The following is a 16,018-nucleotide window of genomic DNA, read 5'->3' on the forward strand; positions in this document are numbered from 1 at the left end:
CCTGGCACCGCATGGCCGCGCGGTGCCAGGAGGCGGTGGCGGCGCGGTCAGGTCGTGTCCCGCACTCACGGCGCCTGGGGCGCCGGGTGTCCGTGGGCGTCGTGGAGGTGGGTGCGTTCGCCGTCGTGGTCGAGGATGGTGAGGATCTCCACCGGCCCCTCGTGCGCGCCGACGACGTGCGGGGTCATGGTCGAGAACTCGGCCGCGTTGCCCGTCTGGACGAGGATGGTGCGCTCGCCCAGACGCAGCAGGGCGGTGCCGGACAGCACGGTGAACCACTCGCGGCCGGGGTGCACGCACAGGTGTTCGGGGCCGGTCGGCCGGTCCGGGGTGATGCGCATCTTCGCCACGGTCACGCCGTGCAGGGAGCGCTCACGTGAGAGCAGCCAGCTGGTCAGCCCCCTCGTCTGGCAGGGCTGGGGCCGGATCACCACGTCCTCGTCGTCGGCGGACTCCACCAGCTGGTCGAGGGTGGTGTCCAGGGCGCGGGCGATGGGAACCAACTGGTCGAGGGCGATCCTGCGGCGCCCGGTCTCGATGCGGCTCAGGTTGGACGGACTGATGTCGCAGCGGGAGGCGAGTGCGTCCAGGGTCCAGCCGCGGGCGAGCCGCAGACCACGGATGCGCTGGCGGATCACGGTGTCCAGATCGAGTTCTTGCTCCATAGGCAAGAGGGTATGCGCACCGAGCAGGGCGCGGTTAGCGTGAAGACATGGAACGACACGCTCAACACCACGGTCACCACACCCACCACGGCCACGGCACGCACGACCACGAGGCGGGCATGGCCGACCTGCTGGACCTGGACGCCGAGGCCCTCGGGCCGTACCTGGACGACCTCACCGCGTGGGTCGACGAGCACACGGACGCGGCGCCCCGCCTCATCGCCGACGTCGGCGCCGGAACCGGCACGGGCGCCATGGCACTCGCCCGGCGCTTCCCGGAGGCCGACATCGTCGCGGTCGACCGGTCACCGGTCATGCTCGACCGCCTGCGCGAGACCGCTCGGGAGCGGGGGATGGGCGGGCGGGTGCGCGTCGTCGAGGCCGACCTGGACGCGGCCTGGCCCCGCGTCGGCACGGTCGACCTCGCGTGGGCCGCCTCCTCGCTGCACCACGTCACGGACCCCGACCGGCTCCTCGCCGACCTGCACGCGGCGCTCCGGCCCGGCGGCCTGCTCGTCGTGGTCGAGATGGACGCACCGCCGCGCTTCCTGCCCGAGGACCTCGGGATCGGGTGCCCCGGACTGGAGGAGCGCTGCCACGAGATCGGGGACCTGGGCCGCCTGCTCGCCGACGACGGACCCCACGCGCTCACGCACCGCGGCGACCTGGCGGTACGGGGGAGCAGGACGGCCTGGGCGGCACGCCGTGTCTGACCGGGCGCGGCCACGCCAGACACGACCAGACACGGAGGGATGCCCAGTGGACACGTATCAGACGATGGACGTCGCGGTCGTCGGCGGCGGCCCGGCGGGGTTGAGCGCGGCCGTCACGCTGGCCCGATCGCTGCGCTCGGTGGCCGTCGTGGACGCCGGCGAACCGCGCAACGCCCCGGCCGAGGGCGCGCACAACGTGCTCGGGCAGGACGGGATCGCACCGCGCGACCTGCTCGCCGCGGGCCGCCGCGAGGCGCAGGAGTACGGTGCGCTGTTCCACGACGACCGCGCGGTCACCGCGCGTCGGCACGACGGCGGGTTCGAGCTGGTCCTCGCGGGCGGCACGGTCGTGCACGCGCGTCGGCTGCTGCTCGCGACGGGGCTGGTCGACGAACTTCCCGACGTGCCCGGGGTGCGGGAGCTGTGGGGGAGCAGTGTGCTGCACTGCGCCTACTGCCACGGGTGGGAGGTGCGCGGGCGACGGATCGGCGTTCTGGGGACCAGCCCCATGAGCGTCCACCAGGCGATGATGTTCCGCCAGCTCAGCGAGCACGTCACCCTGTTCGTCCACACCATGCCCGACCCCGACGACGACGCGTGGGAGCGGCTGGCCGGACTGGGCGTCGAGGTCGTGGACGGCCTCGTGCGGATGCTGCGCACCGACCGCGGCGTCCTGCGGACGGTCGTCCTGGCCGACGGACACGAGTTCCCGGTGGACGCGGTGACCGTCACGCCCAGGTTCGTGGCCCGCTCGGACCTGTTCGAACAGCTCGGCGGCACGCTCACCGCCTACCCCATGGGCGCGTTCGTCGCCACGGGGCCCATGGGCAGGACCGACCTGCCCGGTGTCTGGGCCGCCGGGAACACGAGCGATCTGGCGGCGATGGTCGCCGCGGCGGAGGGCGCCGGAGTCGCGGCCGCCACCGCCGTCAACGCCGACCTGGTCGCCGAGGACGCGGACACGGCGATGCGGGCCCGCGCCGAACGGTACGCCGTCGCCTGAGCGCCGCCTCCCGGCCCGCCGCCCCGGAGACCGACCCTGCCGTGCGGGGGCACCCTGCGGTCAACCCCACCCCGCCACCGGAGGGTGCCCGCAGCCGCCTCGGCGGCGCACCCCAGGGCCCGGCCGGGGTAGGCCCGCTACAGTCGTCGTGCCGTGCCGACGACCGGTCGGCGGGGCGGGGAGGAGCACGGTGGCAGCGGCGACGGGACGGGATCTCCGGGCCCGGTTCAGAGCGGGGTCGGCGCTCGTGCTCGGACGCGCGCGTGTCCTGGTCGCGGTGATCGCCGGACTGGGCACGGCCGCCCTGACCGCTGTCGGAGCCGTTCTGGCGGTGGTCGCGCTGCCCGCCCTGGTCTGGCCCCGTGCCCGGCGGCGGGTCGTCCCCGCGCTCACCGCAGGCGTTCTGTGGATCGCCGAGCTGGAACTGCGCCGCCTGACGCGCTGGGCGGGGTTGGAGCCGCACGCCGTCCCCGGCGTGGCGCCACGGGTGCTGTACCTGGGGGTGCGGCTCGCGGTGGCGGCGCTGACGGCCGCCGTCCTGTTCGTGGTGGGCGGTCTGCTGGTGCTGTTCACCGGAGGCACGGTGTGGGGGATGCTCACCGGCACGGGGTCGGACGTGTGGATCATCCTGCCCGGGGTGAGCCTGTACACGTCCACGGTCTCCCTCGGCGCCGCGTTCGCCCTCGCCACCTTCCTGGGACTGTGGGGCGCCCTGGCCGGGGTCACCGCGCTGGACCGGTCGCTGGCCCGTCGGATCCTGGGCCCCAGCACCGAGGACCTGCTCACCCGACGCATCGACGAACTGTCCCAGAGCCGTTCGGGCATCGTCCGTGCCGTCGACGAGGAGCGCCGCCGGATCGAACGCGACCTGCACGACGGCGTCCAACAGCGCGTGGTGGCCCTGGCGATGCTGCTCGGCAGGGCACGGCGGGGCGAGGACCCCGAACGCGCAGCCCGCCTGGTCGGCCAGGCACACGAGCAGACCCAGGTCCTGCTGGACGAACTGCGCGAGGTCGCCTGGCGGGTCTACCCCACGGCGCTGGACACGCTCGGGCTGGAGTCGGCCCTGAACGAGATCGCCGAACGCGCCCCGCTGCCCGTCACTGTCGAGTGCGACCTGCCCGATCCACTCCCGCCCACCGCCGCCACCGCCGTCTACTTCGTGGCGCGCGAGGCCATCACCAACGCCGTCAAGCACGCCCGCCCCCACCGGGTGCGAGTCCGGGTGCGCGCCGACGACACCCGCGTCGAACTCAGCGTGACCGACGACGGGCCCGGCGGCGCCGACCCGCGCGGCCAGGGACTGACCGGCCTGCTCCGCCGCGTGCGGGCCCTGGACGGGACCCTGTCCGTGCACAGCCCCGCCGGCGGCCCCACGGTCGTCCGCGCCCACGTACCCCTCACCGACCCACCCGCCGCACCCACGAACACGGAGCCCACATGCGCCTGGTGATCGCCGACGACTCGGTCCTGCTGCGGGAGGGGCTGGTGCGGCTCCTGGAGGAGGAGGGGCACGAGGTCGTGGCCGCGGTCGGGGACGCCGACACCCTGCTCCGCGCCGTCGCCGAGCACACGCCCGACGCCGCCGTGGTGGACGTGCGCATGCCCCCGACCCACACCGACGAGGGACTGCGCGCGGCCCTGCGCGTGCGCGCCGAGCACCCCGCCGTGGCGGTGCTCGTGCTGTCGCAGTACGTGGAGCTGCGGTACGCGGCCGAACTGCTCGCCGGGCCCTCCGGGGGCGTGGGCTACCTGCTCAAGGACCGGGTGTCGCAGGTGGGGGAGTTCCTCGACGCGCTGGAGCGGGTGCGCGCGGGCGGCGCCGCCTTCGATCCCGAGGTGGTGCGGCGTCTGCTGGCCCGCAACACCCACGTCGATCCGCTGGCGGCGCTCACCCCGCGCGAGCGCGACGTGTTGGAGCGCATGGCCCAGGGGCTGGCCAACACCTCCATCGCCGAACGCTTGCACGTGTCGGTCAGCGCGGTGGAGAAGCACATCAACGCCATCTTCGACAAGCTGGGGATCGCCCACACCGCCGGTTACAGCCGCCGCGTGCTGGCGGTGCTGCGCTACCTCGGCTCCTGAGGGCCGCCCGGTCCGACCGGCCCGGACTCGTCAGCGGCGGTCACCGGACCGTCGACCTCGACGCGGGTCCGACGGTCAGGGGCATGTCCTCGGGCAGGTCGTCGAGGGCCGCCACCCGGTGCAGGTGGTGCACGCCCGCCTCCAACCGGTCCGTCAGCGCGGTGGCCCACGCGGTCAGGGCGGCGGTGGCGCGTGACTGGCCGTGCCCGCGCGCCCAGCGCACGCGTTCCCCGGCGCGGGCGAGCACCGTCCAGGCGTCGGACCCGGGCAGGTGGAGTCCCGTGGGGAGGCGGCGGGCCCCCGGGATCCGGGTGAGTCCGGCCAGGGCCACCGTGAGCGGTCGCGAGTCGAGTCCGAAGTAGGTGCGCACCGGGCGGTCGAGGTCGCGGGTCAGCACGTGCTGGTCGCAGAAGTCGGCACGGTACAGGCGCCGCCCGCCCTGGCCGGGCAGGGCGAACACCGAGGGCCGGGTGAAGTTGCGCACCGGCGTCCCCGTGGCCGGGTCGGGGAAGGTACGCCCCAGCAGCCCGTACGCCCAGGCCGCGCCCGCCGCGCCGTGCGCCTCGCCCGCGCCCAGCACCACGGCGAGGTCGATCGCCGCTCCGGCGGGAGCGTGCGGGTGCGCGTCGGCGGCGAGCAGGTTGGTCAGCCCGGGCGCGAGCCCGACGTTGAGCAGGACGGGGGCACGGGGGGAGAGCCGCTCCACGGCCGCGACGTAGGCGTGGGTGGCGGTGGCGTCGACGAAGGCGGCTCCCCGCTCCGTCGCGATGGCGACCAGGGCCGGGTCCTCCGCGCCGGAGACGTTGACCACCGCGTCGACGTCCTCCACCGCGTCCCGGAAGCCGCCCGACTCCGGTGAACCGACGTCCACCACGCGGTCGGCGCGCCCGGGGTCGCGTCCGGCGGCCCAACAGGTGTGGCCGTCCGCGCGCAGCCGTTCGGTGACGAGGGCTCCCACCGCTCCGTAGCCGCCCAGTACCAGGACTCGCATGTCATCCTCCCCTGACACGGTGCCGCACGCGGCGGCTCCGCATGTTTCTGTAGTGATGATCCACTAAGATAAGTGGAGTGTCACTACAGTCAAATCGGAGGACGGCGGCCATGAGCACACCGAGCACCGACGGGCGCCTCGCGCGAACACGACTGACCCGCGCCCGCGTCGCCGAGGCGGCCGCCCGGCTGTTCACCACCGGGGGCTACGCGGCCACCAGCATCCAGAGCGTGGCCGCCGAGGCGGGGGTGGCCGCACAGACCGTCTACAACGCGTTCGGGACCAAGGCGGCGGTCCTGAAGGAGGCACTGGACCAGGCGGTCGCGGGGGACGCCGAACCCGTGGCCACGCTGGACCGACCCTGGGTGAGGGAGGCGCTGACCGCCCCCGGCGCCCGCGAGCAGATCCGGCTCCAGGTGGCCGGGACCGCGTCGATCATGGAGCGGGTGGCGCCGCTGTCGGAGGTCGTGCGGGGCGCGGCCGACTCCGACGACGACCTCCGCACCCTGTGGCGGACCAACGTCGACCAGCGCGGGGCCGTGCAGCGCGCGTTCGCCGAGCGGCTCGCCGAACGCGGGGCACTGCGGCCGGGGCTGACCGTGGACGAGGCCGCCGACACCGCGCTCGCCCTGCTCAGCCCGGAGGTGTTCACCCTGCACACCGTCTGGTGCGGCTGGAGTGTGGACCGCTGGCGCGCCTGGGCCGCCGACGCCCTGCTGCGTCAGCTGACCGACCTGGCCTCAGCGCCCGCCCCGGAGGCGGGTTGAGCGGGCCGCGCCGAGGGCTCAGGCCCCGGTCATGCCCAGCCGGGAGAGCAGTTCGGCCTCGGTGATGACGTCGATGCGCTGCCCGCGCTCGCGGTAGGTCTCGGCACGGCGGTGCTTGGCGGTCTTCCCGGCCCCCGCGTGGGCTCCGACGACGAGCACGTCGGTGGCCCTGGTGACGTTCCTGGCGGGGTGGCCGCCCGCCTCGGCGACGCGCCGCCACGCCTCGGGCTTGTCCATCGCGGCCAGGTCGCCGGACAGGCACACGGTGCGCCCGAACAGGGGGCCGGAGGGGTCGGCGTCGGGGGAGGCCTCGGGCATCGCGGTCTCGGCGGCCCGACGCCACCGGTCGAACCGGTCGGTGGCAGGCGCGGCGGGGGAGGGCGCGGTGACGGAGGTCGGTACGGCCACCGCGTCCAGGCGGCCCAGGCGCAGTCCCGCGGCGCGGGACAGCTCGGCCAGTGAGGTGGTGCCGTGCTCGGACATGGCGGCGATCATGATCCGGGCGGCCGCCTCGGCGTCGGCGTCGGCGCGGTGGTGGCGGGTGACGCGGTGTCCGATGTGCGCGCACACGGTGGGCAGGCGGTGGTCGGCGAGGGCGCGCCAGGTGCGGCGGGACAGGGCGAGCGTGCACGCGTAGTCGATCGCGGGGTGGCCGAGCCCGGTGTGGGCGCACGCCCGGCGCACGACGCCCATGTCGAAGGGGGCGTTGTGCGCGACCAGGGCGCCGCCGTCGGCGAAGTCGAGGATCCGCCGCCACACGGCGCCCCAGGTCGGGGCGTGGGCGACGTCGGCGGCGGTGATGCCGTGGACGGCGACGTTGTGGTGGGAGAAGTGGCGGACGGGGTCGGGCGGCCGGATGAGGGTGGAGTGGCGTTCCACCGGCACGCCGTCGACCACGCGCACGAGCCCGACCGCGCACGCGCTGCCGCGGTCCTGGTTGGCGGTCTCGAAGTCGATCGCGGTCCAGGTGTCGGCCACCGCGTACCTCCCGCTCGTCACTGTCCGCCTGTCAACGGTTGGAGGGTACCGGTACCGCGCCGCGTGTGCGGGCCGAACGGGTGGAACGGTGAGCCGATCCGTCGGGGCGGGGCCGACGCCCCATGGTTGAGTTTGGCCGGGTTGTGATAGAAAGTTAGGCGTGCCGAACTTTAGAGATGAGACCCCCTCAAGGTCCTTGCCGGTCGCGCTCGCCGCGGCCACGACCGGTCTCGCCCTGACCGCCTGCTCCGCCGGTTCCACGTCCGCCGAGGACACCTCCGACGACGGGCGCCCCCTGGTCCTGACCACCTTCACGGTCATCGCCGACATGGCCCGCAACGTGGCCGCCGACCGGGTCGAGGTCGTCTCCATCACCCGGCCCGGCGTCGACATCCACGTCTACGAACCCACCCCCGACGACCTGGCCCGCGGCCAGGACGCCGACCTCATCCTGGAGAACGGCATGGGGCTGGAGGCCTGGTTCCAACAGTTCACCGAACGCATCGACGCCCCCACCGCCACCATCAGCGACGGGATCGAGCCCATCCCGATCGCCTCCGGCGACTACGAGGGCGAGCCCAACCCCCACGCGTGGATGTCGCCCGACAACGCCCAGATCTACGTCGACAACATCCGCGACGCCCTCGTCGAACTCGACCCCGAGGGCGAGGCGGGCTACGACGCGGCCGCCGAGGCCTACAAGGCCGAGATCGCCGACGTCGGCGCCTACCTGGAGACCGAACTGGCCGAGGTCCCCGAGTCCAGCCGGGCCCTGGTCACCTGCGAGGGCGCCTTCCCCTACCTGGCCCGCGACGCCGGTCTGACCGAGATGTACCTGTGGTCGGTCAACTCCGAGGGCGAGGCCACGCCCCAGCAGACCGCCGCCGTGACCGAGTTCGTCAGCGACAACGACGTCCCCTCCCTGTTCTGCGAGAGCACGGTCAACGACAGCACCCAGCGCTCGGTCGCCCGCGAGACCGGCGCCGAGATGGGCCGCACCCTCTACGTCGACTCCCTGTCCGAGGACGGCGGGCCCGTCCCCACCTATCTCGACCTGATCCGCTACGACGCCGAGGCCATCGTCGAGGGCCTGAGCGCCGGCTAAGGAGACGACATGATCCCCGCCATCGAGGTCACCGGGGCGACCGTCCGCTACGGCGACGTCCTCGCCCTGGAGGACGTGAGCCTGACCGTGCGTCCGGGCCGCGTCTGCGGCCTGCTCGGCACCAACGGATCGGGCAAGTCCACCCTGTTCAAGTCCATCCTCGGCCTGGTCGCGGCCGACCAGGGCCAGGTGCGGATCCTGGGCCGCACCCACACCGCCGCCCGCAGGGAGGGACTGGTCGGCTACGTCCCCCAGTCCGAGCAGGTCGACTGGGCCTTCCCCGTCCGCGTGCGCGACGTGGTGATGATGGGCCGCTACGGACACATGGGGCCGCGCCGCCGACCCCGCGCCGCCGACCGGCAGGCCGTCGACCACGCCCTGGACCGCACCGACCTCACCGACCTGGCCGACCGCCAGATCGGCGCCCTGTCCGGCGGCCAGCGCAAGCGCGCGTTCGTCGCCCGCGCCATCGCCCAAGGCGCCGACGTGCTCCTGCTCGACGAACCCTTCGCCGGGGTCGACAAGCGCTCCGAGGCCACCATCGTCGACCTGCTGGGCTCCCTGCGCCAGGACGGCACCACCCTGCTCGTGTCCACCCACGACCTGGCCCAGGTGCCCGACCTGTGCGACGAGGCGGCGCTGCTGCAACGCCGCCTGCTCGCCCACGGGACCCCGGACGAGGTCCTGCGCCCCGACGTCCTCCTGGAGGCCTTCGGAGTACGTCCCACGGAGGGAGCCACAGCATGGACGTGATCACCGCCCTGACCCAGTGGTTCACCGAACCGATGCAGTTCGAGTTCGTCCAGCGCGCCCTGCTGGTCAGCGTCGTGGCCGGTGTGGCGTGCGCGGTCCTGTCCTGCTGGATGACCCTGGTGGGCTGGTCGCTCATGGGCGACGCCGTCTCCCACGCCGTCCTCCCGGGCGTGGTGCTCTCCTACCTGTTCGGCGCGCCCTTCGCCGTGGGCGCTCTGGTGTTCGGCGGCGGCTCGGTGGCCCTGATCGGCGTCGTCAACCGCACCTCGCGGGTCAAGGAGGACGCGGTCATCGGGGTCGTGTTCACCGCGATGTTCGCCCTGGGGCTGGTGCTCATCTCCCGTGTGCCCAGCCAGACCGACCTGAGCCACATCCTGTTCGGCAACGTGCTCGGAGTCTCCGACGCCGACATCTGGCAGGTCGTGGTCCTGGCCGCGATCGTGCTGGCCGTGGTCTGGTACAAGCACCGGGACCTGACCCTGTACGCGTTCGACCCGGTCCACGCGCACGCGCTGGGCATCAACCCGCGCCTGCTGGAGACGCTGCTGCTGGGGCTGCTGTCGGTCACCGTCGTGGTCGCCCTCCAGGCGGTGGGGATCATCCTCGTGGTCGCGATGGTCATCATCCCCGGCGCCACCGCCTACCTGCTCACCGACCGGTTCGAGCGCATGCTCGTCATCTCGGCCTCGGTCGCGGTGCTCGCGGCGTTCGTGGGCGTGTTCGTCAGCTTCCACGTCAACGTGTCCACGGGCGGGTCGATCGTGCTGGCCCAGGCGAGCGCGTTCGCCCTGGCGTACCTGTTCTCGCCCCGACAGGGCGTGCTCTGGCGTGGACGGGGGGCGCGGGCGCTGCGGGCCCGCGCCCGCGCCCAGGCCTGACCGTGTTCCCCGCGAGGAGGGACACGCGGGGAACACCCGGGGCGTTCGACCGGGCCGGGTGACGCGGATCGTCGGTGCGAGAATGCACCGCATGACACCAGCGATGGGAACCGGGCCGGTCGGACGCTCCACCCACGGCGGCACGATGGACGGGGTCGTGGTCACGGGCGCGACCGGCGGCATCGGCTCCGCCGTGGTCGACGCCCTGGACCTGCCCCGCGACGCCCAGGCCGGGGAGATCACCCTCCGGCCCGGGCCGCGCGGCTTCCGGTAGGGGCCGCGCGGCCCGGCGGGGCCTACAGCAGCATGGCCAGCTGGCGGGCCTGGGCGACCAGGGTGCCCTGGCTGTCCCAGATCTCCATGTCCTCCTCGTGGTAGCCGCCCGACACGTGCTTGGTGAACACCCGGCAAGCCAGCCAACCGGGGGCGGGGCGGGCGCGCACGTGCGCGGTCAGCTCCACGGTGATGGTGCTGAACTCACCGATGTTCAGCACGGCGGGCACGGCGAAGTCCACCATCGCGGGCAGGCTGTGGGTGTCGGCCTGGCGGCCGTCGGCGAAGCGCAGCCAGAACTCGTCGTGGGGGCGGCCGTCGGTGCGGCCGTCCAACCACCCGGGACGCTCGGGGTAGCGGTAGTCCAGGCGGTGGGCGATGCTCACGCCCTCGGGCCGGTCGAACTCGGTGGGCACGGGGCACTGGTCGGGGGCGGGCAGGTCGGGCGGGCCCTCCAGGTGGAGTTCGCGTCCGCCGTTCGGCGACAGGTCGCCGTAGGTTGCCGTGGCGCGCATGACCTCCTTGCCGCCCTGCTCCAGGACGAACTGGCCGGTCGCGGTGCGGCGGCCCTCGCGCACGGTCTCGGTGCGCACGATCGCCTCGCCGGGTGCGGCGGGGCGCAGGAAGAAGGCGGAGACGGCCACGGGGTCGGGCTGGCTGAGGGTCTGGCCGAGCGCGTTGAGCGCGGTGCCGAGGACGTAACCACCGTTGGGGTGCGTGGTGAAGGTGGTCCATCCGTCGGTGATGGTGGCGGTGAACGTTCCGTCGGCGGTCTTGTCGACCCGGGTGTCCCGGTCGTACTCGAAGCCGGCGGCGGTGTGGTCAAGGCTCATACGGCTATGTTACCCGCCAGTAGGTTGGGTGGTGGCACCCGAGGCGCCCCGTCCGCGCGGCCGCCTTGACCCTGACGCTACGTCAGGCCCTAACGTCGAAACCACGGCACCACCAGCGACGGCGAACGGGGGACGGATGGGCCTCACCGTGGGCGAGGTCGCCCGGATCAGCGGCCAGACCGTCCGCACCCTGCACCACTACGACCGGATCGGACTCCTCGTCCCGGCCGAGCGGACCGCCTCCGGCTACCGCAGCTACGGCGACGCCGACCTCGAACGGCTGCGGCAGATCCTCACCTACAGGGAACTCGGCTTCGGCCTCGACGAGATCGCGGCGCTGCTCGACGACCCCGCGATCGACACCCGCGCCCATCTGGCCCGCCAGCACCGGCTGGTGACCGAACGCATCGACCGCCTGCGTGCCATGGCGCACGCACTCGAACTCCTGATGAAGGCAGACACCGTGGGACTCGACCTCACCCCCCAGGAACGGCTCGAACTCTTCGGCGACTTCGACGTGGACGCCCACACCGCCGAGGCCGAACACCGCTGGGGCCACACCGACGCCTGGGCCCAGTCCCAGCGCAGGGTCAACCGCTACACCAAGCAGGACTGGGAACGCCTCCACGCCGAGGGCGAGCGGATCTGCCGGGACCTGGCCCAGGCCATGGCCGACGGCGTCCCGGCGGACAGCCCCGCCGCCATGGACCTGGCCGAGCGCCACCGCGACCACATCACCCGATGGTTCTACGACTGCACACCCCAGATCCACCGGGGCCTGGGCCAGCTGTACGCGAACGACGCGCGCTTCACCGCCGCCGTGGACCCCCACCGCGAGGGGCTGTCGGCCTACCTGCGCGACGTCTTCGCGGCCAACGCCGACCGACTGGAGGACTGACCGCCTAGGACCGCTCCGGCGCGGCGGAGCCCGGGTCAGGCCCACGCGGGCGCGGCCCGGGCGGCGTAGTCGGAGAAGGGCCTGGGGGCGCGGCCGGTCACCCGGCGCACGTCGTCGCTGGGGACGGCGTCGCCCATCGCGGCCAGCGCGGCGAACGCCGCCACCGCGCCCTCGGCCGCCTGCCGGGGCAGGCCCGCCGCGACCTGAGCCCGAACGAACGCCTCGGGGTCGGGCTCGTGGCGCACCGGATACCCCGCCACACGCCCGATCACCCCGGCGACCTCCCCGAACGACAGCGCCTCGGGACCGGTCACCCGGTACACCCGCCCGGCGTGCCCGTCCCCGGTCAGCGCGGCCACCGCCACCGCGGCGACGTCGTCGGCGTCCACGAACGCCTGCCGCACCTGGCCCACCGGCAGCGCGATCTCCCCGGCCCGGACCGCCTCCACGAGGAAGCCCTCGTCGAAGTTCTGGTCGAACCAGTCGCACCGCAGCACCGTCCACTCGGCCCCGGATCCCTTGACCACGCGCTCCGCCTCCAGGAGCCGCGTGTCGCCCATCTCCTCGATCGCCCCGCTCGACAGCAGCACGATCCTCCGCACACCCCGACGCACGGCCAACTTCACGAACTCCGCGTCGATCGGCACCCCGTCGGGCGCCATGAGGTACACGGCCGCCGCCCCGTCGACCGCCCCCTCCCACGAGGAGGGATCGGCCCAGTCGAAGCGCACACGGCCGCGCCGCGACGCCGCCCGCACCGGATACCCGTGCTCACCCAGCAGTGCGGCCACCCGCCGTCCCGTGGAGCCGGTGGCGCCCAGGACCAGAATCGGTCGTCGAGTCATGCGACCACTCCACCACCGGACGCCGACAATCCCCGCAGGCGCGCCGCCAACCGGGCCGCGGCGCGTTCGCCCGGACCGGCCGGTGCGATGCTGGAGCGGGGAGCCGGTGACGGTCACGGCCTCCCCGCCCCGACCATCCACCCGAAGGAAGCGCACACCATGGCCCGAGGCATCCAGGTCGGCGACACGGCGCCCGACTTCACCCTTCCGTCGCAGTCCGGCGACCCGGTGCGGCTGTACGACCGGCTCGGCGAGCGGACGGTGGTGCTCTACTTCTATCCCAAGGACGACACCCCCGGGTGCACCGCCGAGGCGTGCGCCTTCCGCGACAGCCACGAGGTCTTCACCGACGCCGGAGCCGAGGTGATCGGGGTCAGCTCCGACTCCGCGGACCGGCACGCGGCCTTCGCCGAACGGCACCGGCTGCCGTTCACCCTGGTCAGCGACCAGGGGAGCAAGGTCCGCAAGAGCTACGGCGTGCCGAGCGTGCTCGGTCTGCTCCCCGGCCGGGTCACCTACGTGATCGACCGCCAGGGCACGGTCCGCCACGTCTTCAACTCGATGACGGTCATCGACAAGCACGTCGAGGAGGCGTTGGAGGTGGTCCGGAGCCTCCAGGACGGACAGTCCGACTGACCTCGTCGCGCCCTGGGCGGGTCCCGGCTCAGGACGGAGGTCGGACCTACCCTTGACTCAGAGCCGCCCAGACAGCCGAGGAACCCGCCCATGCCCGACTCCACCCCGGAAGACCACCCGATACGCCGAACGCCCACGGACCGTCGTCGGGACGTGGCAGGCTGTCCAGGACGCCAGCAGCAACGCCCTCCAGGGGAGCCTATGACCGTTGCCGAACGCCACCCACCGCTCGAAACCCTGTCGCTTCCGATGAGCCCCGAACTGTTCGAGGCAATCGCCCACCTCGCGGGCAGGGAGGAAAACGTCAAACTCGAATACATCAATGGGAAGGTCTGGGTCGAATCGGTGACCGACAGCGACCACGCCGCGATCCTGTCGTGGATGTTCCGCCAGTTCATCGCACACCGCCCCGACCTGGACATGCCCATCGGGCAGGGGCTGAAGATCGGCGCCTACCGCAATGGCCGCGCCCTTCCGGACGGGGTCCTCGTTCCTGTCGACCACTTCACCGGCCAAGGCGACTACCCCGACCCCGACGGGGTCCTCGCCGTCGTCGAAGTCACCTCCTGGGACGCCGACACCCACGCCCGCGACCGCGTCGAGAAGCCCGCCGCCTACGCCGAGACCGACATCGGCGTCTACCTGATGGTGGACCGCGACGCCAACACCGTCGTGGTGCACTCACGCCCCGTGAACGGCCGCTACATGGACCGGTCAGAGCACCCCTACGGTGAGACAGTGCAACTCCCCGGACTCGGGATCACCCTGGACACCGACGCGCTCAAGCGGTTCGCCCGCTGACACGAACACCCCCGTCGACGGCCGTGCCGGGCCATGCGCCAGGATGTCCTGGTCCCCGCCGCCGACCACGCCATCCGCGTGATCGGCGGCTCGGCCCACTCCGCCGGCGGTGAACCCCGTGAACACGCTCAAGGAAACCAGCGCCGAGTGGCGCGCGAACCACGCCGCGGCCGCGCGGTGGTACCAGTCCGTCACCGTACGCGCCGCCGACCACCTCGACGCCCCGGGACTGGGTGAGTGGTCGGTCCGCGACCTGGTCGGACACACGAGCCGGGCCCTCTCGACCGTCGCCTCCTACCTCGGCGCCACCGGAGCGGTGGAGGTGGCGTCGGCCGCCGACTACCTCCGGGCCGGGTCGACCGCCGATCCCGCGGCGATCGCCGAACGCGGCCGGGCCGCCGGGGTCGAACTCGGCGTCGACCCGGCCGGGGCCGTGGCGGACCTGGTGGACCGCGTGCTCAGCCGGATCGACGAGGCACCCGACGACGCGCTGGTCGGTACGCCGTTCGGGGTGATGACACTCGCGGAGTACCTGCCCACCCGCACCTTCGAGCTCGTCGTGCACACCTGCGACCTGGCGGCCGCGCTGGGTGAGCGGCCCGTACCGCCCGCCCCGGCCGCGCGGTCGGCGCTGCACCTGGCCGGGGCTCTGGCCTCGGACCGCCTGGGCGAGGTACTGCTCGCCCTCACCGGACGCGCCCCGCTGCCTGTCGGGTTCAGCGTGTTCGGCGGTGCAAGCGCGTGACCTGACCCAGCGGACCGTCCGTTGTCTCCGCACCCGCGGCGGCATCCGGCTCGATCCCGGTGCGACCACGGGCGCCGCACGCCCCCGCGTCGCGGCGACCGCCACCGGCGCGGGACCGGCGGGAGGGCACGGGAGACCGGTCGGGAACAACCCGTGGCCGATTCTCCGGCCTCCGGCTACCGTGCCGGGCATGGACACCCACGAGCGCCGGTGGCGCAGCCCGGAGCTGGCCCGCACCATGGCGGCGATCGCGGGCGAGGTCGAGGCGGCGTGGTCAGGGCTGTGCCAGGCGTGGGAGGTCCTGCCGGGGACGCCCGAGGAGCGGGACCTGGCCCGCATGGTGACCGAGGAGCCGCACCGCTTCCCGTGGCGGGTGGTCGACGCCGCCCTGGACCGGCAGCCCTGCCCGGAATGCGCCCACCCCCTGGGATCGGGCGAGCGCGGATGCGGGCCCTGCGACCTGGCCGACGGCTACCGCTACGCCGCCCAGGAACCGGACCGCCCGGACGTCCCGCCGGGCAACGAGCACGCCGTGCGCGTGGCCTGGTCGGTCAGCCGCGCGCCGCACCGGCACACCTTCCGGGCGGCGTGCAGCTCCCAGCTGTGTCTGCCCCACCTGTACGCGGGGGAGCTGCCCTCCACACCCCAGGCCCAACGCACCCGCCACCTCGTCAACCGGCTCACCGAGGCCGAGTGCGCACGCGTGGGCTCCCTCGCGGAACTGGCGACCCTGGCCGAACGGCGTTCCTAGGAGCGCGTGAACGAGGGCGGCCGATCGGATCGCCCGCACCGGTCAACGGCCGCCGGGGAACCGGACACACGCCCGACACGTCCCATCCATGACCACGCCACACGAAGGGGACGCCATGACGAAGGACCGCGCGATCACGTTCTGCACCAGCCCGTGGCTGGCCGTCGGGCTCGGCACCGGGGTCGCGTTCGGCGTGGCCATGGACAACCCGGCCCTGGGCATCGCCCTCGGCCTGGCGTTCGGCCTGGCGCTCAACACCTCCCAGACCCGCAGGTCGCACACCCGGGACTGACCCCCA

The 16,018-nt window shown here is 73.6% G+C and carries 20 protein-coding genes; 15 read left to right on the top strand and 5 right to left on the bottom strand.

All coding sequences use genetic code 11. The features are described from left to right. Positions 1-65 precede the first annotated feature (65 nt). Positions 66-665 carry a helix-turn-helix transcriptional regulator gene (locus AB0I72_RS14830; protein ID WP_358567766.1) on the bottom strand — a complete coding sequence of 200 codons (600 nt, stop codon included), beginning with the start codon at positions 663-665 and terminating at the stop codon, positions 66-68. Positions 666-712: 47 nt separating this feature from the next. On the opposite strand from AB0I72_RS14830, the gene AB0I72_RS14835 reads away from it, so the two are divergent. The 4 genes from AB0I72_RS14835 to AB0I72_RS14850 all read left to right on the top strand — a co-directional run bounded on the left by AB0I72_RS14835 (position 713) and on the right by AB0I72_RS14850 (position 4,466). After that, positions 713-1,378, top strand: a complete 666-nt coding sequence (locus AB0I72_RS14835) for a class I SAM-dependent methyltransferase (protein ID WP_358567769.1) — start codon at positions 713-715, stop codon at positions 1,376-1,378. A gap of 46 nt (positions 1,379-1,424) precedes the next feature. Further along, positions 1,425-2,381: an NAD(P)/FAD-dependent oxidoreductase gene (locus tag AB0I72_RS14840; protein WP_358567771.1), complete on the top strand. Its 957-nt coding sequence runs from the start codon at positions 1,425-1,427 to the stop codon at positions 2,379-2,381. A gap of 190 nt (positions 2,382-2,571) precedes the next feature. Continuing rightward, the gene (locus AB0I72_RS14845) at positions 2,572-3,834 is read left to right on the top strand and encodes a histidine kinase (RefSeq protein ID WP_358567773.1); all 1,263 of its coding nucleotides are present in this window, start codon (positions 2,572-2,574) and stop codon (positions 3,832-3,834) included. Continuing rightward, positions 3,822-4,466, top strand: a complete 645-nt coding sequence (locus AB0I72_RS14850) for a response regulator transcription factor (RefSeq protein ID WP_358567776.1) — start codon at positions 3,822-3,824, stop codon at positions 4,464-4,466. The genes AB0I72_RS14845 and AB0I72_RS14850 overlap by 13 nt, the downstream gene beginning before the upstream one ends. 40 nt (positions 4,467-4,506) lie before the next feature. Here AB0I72_RS14850 and AB0I72_RS14855 read toward each other — a convergent pair whose 3' ends face one another. Further along, positions 4,507-5,457 carry a saccharopine dehydrogenase gene (locus tag AB0I72_RS14855; RefSeq protein ID WP_358567779.1) on the bottom strand — a complete coding sequence of 317 codons (951 nt, stop codon included), beginning with the start codon at positions 5,455-5,457 and terminating at the stop codon, positions 4,507-4,509. A gap of 110 nt (positions 5,458-5,567) precedes the next feature. Here AB0I72_RS14855 and AB0I72_RS14860 point away from each other — a divergent pair, with 110 nt between their 5' ends. Continuing rightward, a complete protein-coding gene (locus AB0I72_RS14860) occupies positions 5,568-6,224 on the top strand; it encodes a helix-turn-helix domain-containing protein (RefSeq protein ID WP_358567782.1) in 657 nt (218 codons plus the stop codon). 18 nt (positions 6,225-6,242) lie between these two features. Here the strand turns inward: AB0I72_RS14860 and AB0I72_RS14865 are convergent, their stop codons facing one another. Then, entirely contained in the window at positions 6,243-7,202 is a 960-nt protein-coding gene (locus AB0I72_RS14865) for an exonuclease domain-containing protein (protein WP_358567785.1), read from the bottom strand. A 160-nt stretch (positions 7,203-7,362) separates the two neighbouring features. Here AB0I72_RS14865 and AB0I72_RS14870 point away from each other — a divergent pair, with 160 nt between their 5' ends. The 4 genes from AB0I72_RS14870 to AB0I72_RS14885 all read left to right on the top strand — a co-directional run bounded on the left by AB0I72_RS14870 (position 7,363) and on the right by AB0I72_RS14885 (position 10,212). Continuing rightward, entirely contained in the window at positions 7,363-8,307 is a 945-nt protein-coding gene (locus AB0I72_RS14870) for a metal ABC transporter substrate-binding protein (protein WP_358567788.1), read from the top strand. A 9-nt stretch (positions 8,308-8,316) separates the two neighbouring features. Further along, positions 8,317-9,060 (top strand): metal ABC transporter ATP-binding protein, encoded by a 744-nt coding sequence (locus AB0I72_RS14875; RefSeq protein WP_358567791.1) that lies wholly within the window; start codon positions 8,317-8,319, stop codon positions 9,058-9,060. Beyond that, entirely contained in the window at positions 9,051-9,938 is an 888-nt protein-coding gene (locus AB0I72_RS14880; protein ID WP_358567794.1) for a metal ABC transporter permease, read from the top strand. Before AB0I72_RS14875 ends, AB0I72_RS14880 begins: the two co-directional genes overlap by 10 nt. A gap of 91 nt (positions 9,939-10,029) precedes the next feature. After that, on the top strand, positions 10,030-10,212 hold the full coding sequence (locus tag AB0I72_RS14885) for a hypothetical protein (RefSeq protein WP_358567797.1): 183 nt from the start codon (positions 10,030-10,032) through the stop codon (positions 10,210-10,212). A 22-nt stretch (positions 10,213-10,234) separates the two neighbouring features. Here the strand turns inward: AB0I72_RS14885 and AB0I72_RS14890 are convergent, their stop codons facing one another. Continuing rightward, the gene (locus tag AB0I72_RS14890) at positions 10,235-11,044 is read right to left on the bottom strand and encodes a thioesterase family protein (protein WP_358567800.1); all 810 of its coding nucleotides are present in this window, start codon (positions 11,042-11,044) and stop codon (positions 10,235-10,237) included. A 136-nt stretch (positions 11,045-11,180) separates the two neighbouring features. Here AB0I72_RS14890 and AB0I72_RS14895 point away from each other — a divergent pair, with 136 nt between their 5' ends. Continuing rightward, positions 11,181-11,942 (top strand): MerR family transcriptional regulator, encoded by a 762-nt coding sequence (locus AB0I72_RS14895; RefSeq protein WP_358567803.1) that lies wholly within the window; start codon positions 11,181-11,183, stop codon positions 11,940-11,942. Between the two features lie 35 nt (positions 11,943-11,977). Here AB0I72_RS14895 and AB0I72_RS14900 read toward each other — a convergent pair whose 3' ends face one another. Further along, positions 11,978-12,787, bottom strand: a complete 810-nt coding sequence (locus AB0I72_RS14900; RefSeq protein ID WP_358567806.1) for an NAD(P)H-binding protein — start codon at positions 12,785-12,787, stop codon at positions 11,978-11,980. Between the two features lie 159 nt (positions 12,788-12,946). Between AB0I72_RS14900 and AB0I72_RS14905 the strand changes: the two genes are divergently transcribed. From AB0I72_RS14905 to AB0I72_RS14925, 5 genes are all read left to right on the top strand, one after another. Beyond that, positions 12,947-13,423: a peroxiredoxin gene (locus AB0I72_RS14905; protein WP_358567809.1), complete on the top strand. Its 477-nt coding sequence runs from the start codon at positions 12,947-12,949 to the stop codon at positions 13,421-13,423. A gap of 201 nt (positions 13,424-13,624) precedes the next feature. Further along, complete coding sequence (locus AB0I72_RS14910) at positions 13,625-14,224, top strand: Uma2 family endonuclease (RefSeq protein WP_358568458.1); 600 nt, start codon at positions 13,625-13,627, stop codon at positions 14,222-14,224. A gap of 118 nt (positions 14,225-14,342) precedes the next feature. Continuing rightward, on the top strand, positions 14,343-14,969 hold the full coding sequence (locus AB0I72_RS14915) for a maleylpyruvate isomerase N-terminal domain-containing protein (RefSeq protein WP_358567812.1): 627 nt from the start codon (positions 14,343-14,345) through the stop codon (positions 14,967-14,969). A gap of 190 nt (positions 14,970-15,159) precedes the next feature. After that, entirely contained in the window at positions 15,160-15,720 is a 561-nt protein-coding gene (locus tag AB0I72_RS14920) for a hypothetical protein (RefSeq protein ID WP_358567814.1), read from the top strand. 115 nt (positions 15,721-15,835) lie between these two features. Beyond that, complete coding sequence (locus AB0I72_RS14925; RefSeq protein WP_358567817.1) at positions 15,836-16,012, top strand: hypothetical protein; 177 nt, start codon at positions 15,836-15,838, stop codon at positions 16,010-16,012. The last annotated feature ends 6 nt before the right edge of the window (positions 16,013-16,018 follow it).

This window comes from Nocardiopsis sp. NPDC049922 (assembly GCF_040660275.1).
In the GTDB taxonomy this organism is placed as follows: Bacteria; Actinomycetota; Actinomycetes; order Streptosporangiales; family Streptosporangiaceae; genus Nocardiopsis.

What these genes read in the sequence shown, in the direction of transcription:
- AB0I72_RS14830 (WP_358567766.1), bottom strand. Translation starts at nt 665, where the DNA reads ATGGAGCAAGAACTCGATCTGGACACCGTGATCCGCCAGCGCATCCGT.
- AB0I72_RS14835 (WP_358567769.1), top strand. Translation starts at nt 713, where the DNA reads ATGGAACGACACGCTCAACACCACGGTCACCACACCCACCACGGCCAC.
- AB0I72_RS14850 (WP_358567776.1), top strand. Translation starts at nt 3,822, where the DNA reads ATGCGCCTGGTGATCGCCGACGACTCGGTCCTGCTGCGGGAGGGGCTG.
- AB0I72_RS14855 (WP_358567779.1), bottom strand. Translation starts at nt 5,457, where the DNA reads ATGCGAGTCCTGGTACTGGGCGGCTACGGAGCGGTGGGAGCCCTCGTC.
- AB0I72_RS14860 (WP_358567782.1), top strand. Translation starts at nt 5,568, where the DNA reads ATGAGCACACCGAGCACCGACGGGCGCCTCGCGCGAACACGACTGACC.
- AB0I72_RS14875 (WP_358567791.1), top strand. Translation starts at nt 8,317, where the DNA reads ATGATCCCCGCCATCGAGGTCACCGGGGCGACCGTCCGCTACGGCGAC.
- AB0I72_RS14880 (WP_358567794.1), top strand. Translation starts at nt 9,051, where the DNA reads ATGGACGTGATCACCGCCCTGACCCAGTGGTTCACCGAACCGATGCAG.
- AB0I72_RS14885 (WP_358567797.1), top strand. Translation starts at nt 10,030, where the DNA reads ATGACACCAGCGATGGGAACCGGGCCGGTCGGACGCTCCACCCACGGC.
- AB0I72_RS14890 (WP_358567800.1), bottom strand. Translation starts at nt 11,044, where the DNA reads ATGAGCCTTGACCACACCGCCGCCGGCTTCGAGTACGACCGGGACACC.
- AB0I72_RS14895 (WP_358567803.1), top strand. Translation starts at nt 11,181, where the DNA reads ATGGGCCTCACCGTGGGCGAGGTCGCCCGGATCAGCGGCCAGACCGTC.
- AB0I72_RS14900 (WP_358567806.1), bottom strand. Translation starts at nt 12,787, where the DNA reads ATGACTCGACGACCGATTCTGGTCCTGGGCGCCACCGGCTCCACGGGA.
- AB0I72_RS14905 (WP_358567809.1), top strand. Translation starts at nt 12,947, where the DNA reads ATGGCCCGAGGCATCCAGGTCGGCGACACGGCGCCCGACTTCACCCTT.
- AB0I72_RS14910 (WP_358568458.1), top strand. Translation starts at nt 13,625, where the DNA reads ATGACCGTTGCCGAACGCCACCCACCGCTCGAAACCCTGTCGCTTCCG.
- AB0I72_RS14920 (WP_358567814.1), top strand. Translation starts at nt 15,160, where the DNA reads ATGGACACCCACGAGCGCCGGTGGCGCAGCCCGGAGCTGGCCCGCACC.
- AB0I72_RS14925 (WP_358567817.1), top strand. Translation starts at nt 15,836, where the DNA reads ATGACGAAGGACCGCGCGATCACGTTCTGCACCAGCCCGTGGCTGGCC.